The organism is Xenorhabdus anantnagensis (assembly GCF_028598555.1).
GTDB classification, from domain to species: domain Bacteria; phylum Pseudomonadota; class Gammaproteobacteria; order Enterobacterales; family Enterobacteriaceae; genus Xenorhabdus; species Xenorhabdus anantnagensis.
Map to the genome: position 1 here is coordinate 1 of NZ_JAQRFN010000079.1, position 1,164 is coordinate 1,164.

At 40.0% G+C, this 1,164-nt stretch carries 2 protein-coding genes; both read left to right on the forward strand.

Annotation, left to right across the window (positions count from 1 at the left end; all coding sequences use genetic code 11):
• Positions 1–35 precede the first annotated feature (35 nt).
• The gene (locus tag PSI14_RS19930) at positions 36–248 is read left to right on the forward strand and encodes a hypothetical protein (RefSeq protein ID WP_273577718.1); all 213 of its coding nucleotides are present in this window, start codon (positions 36–38) and stop codon (positions 246–248) included.
• 73 nt (positions 249–321) lie between these two features.
• On the forward strand, positions 322–1,164 hold an 843-nt coding region (locus PSI14_RS19935; protein ID WP_273577719.1), incomplete at its 3' end, for a site-specific DNA-methyltransferase.

Genomic DNA, 1,164 nt, shown 5'->3' on the forward strand with positions numbered 1-1,164 from the left:
CACGGATAACGCCATTTGATAACGGATAGTGTTATTTGATCACGGATAACGAATTCAAGGCTGCGCATGGCGTGGCTTTTTTGTTTTTGGTCGCCAACTACCGAGAAAGTGTTGGGTGCGTTGCGGATTTACATATTCCAGCCGACCGCAAACGCTCATATTGGCAGGATCACAATTTAACATCTGAAATCATGCAGGGTTATACCTGCTATCAGTACGCACTGCGTATCTACCGCCCTCAATTCTGAGGGCACCCTATTAACTACATGGTCGCCAAGTGCGGCCTTTTTTGCTCAGTTGTCAATAAATGGAATGCCCCTGATGACCATTGAACAAATCACCCTGAACGACCCTGAATCCAAGAGCGCGGATGTCACCCAAGAAAATATCGACCAACTTAAGCAATTATTCCCTGAGGTATTTTTGGAAGGAAAAATCGACTTTGACGCTTTAAAAGCCGTGCTGGGTGAAGTTGTTGATGATTCAGATGAGCGCTATAACTTCACTTGGCAGGGTAAAACCCGCGCACGTCAAATTGCTCAGACGCCATCAACATGCACACTACGTCCATGCAAGGAAGAGAGTGTTAACTGGGATACCACAGGGAACCTGTTTATTGAAGGCGATAATCTTGAAGTGCTTAAGTTGCTGCAAAAGACTTATCACAAAAAGATAAAGATGATTTATATCGACCCGCCCTATAACACCGGCAAGGATTTTATTTATAAAGATAATTTCCATGATGCATCGGGTCGGCGCCATACAAATTGGTTAAATATGATATTTTCACGACTGCTTGTTGCTAAAAACTTACTTCATCCAGAAGGAATGATTTATATTTCTATAGATGATAATGAAGTCTTTAATTTAGTGAAAGTCTGTGAAGAAATATTTGGATACGATTTCGTTAAAATCATTGCGGTTAAAATGAGTGAAGCCAGTGGCCTAAAAATGGCTGGTGTCAAAAAACTAGGAACTATTCCAAAATTAAAAGAATATATTATTGTTATAAAACCGAGTGGTATCAATAATATTGAATTTACACCCATAAAGAAGCCCGTGTGGGACTCGGAGTATAATATATACTTGGATAATTTTAGTAGGGAGAATAGAGACTTTTATGACGCTATAAAAGATTCGGACGATCTTAGTGATGATCAGTTA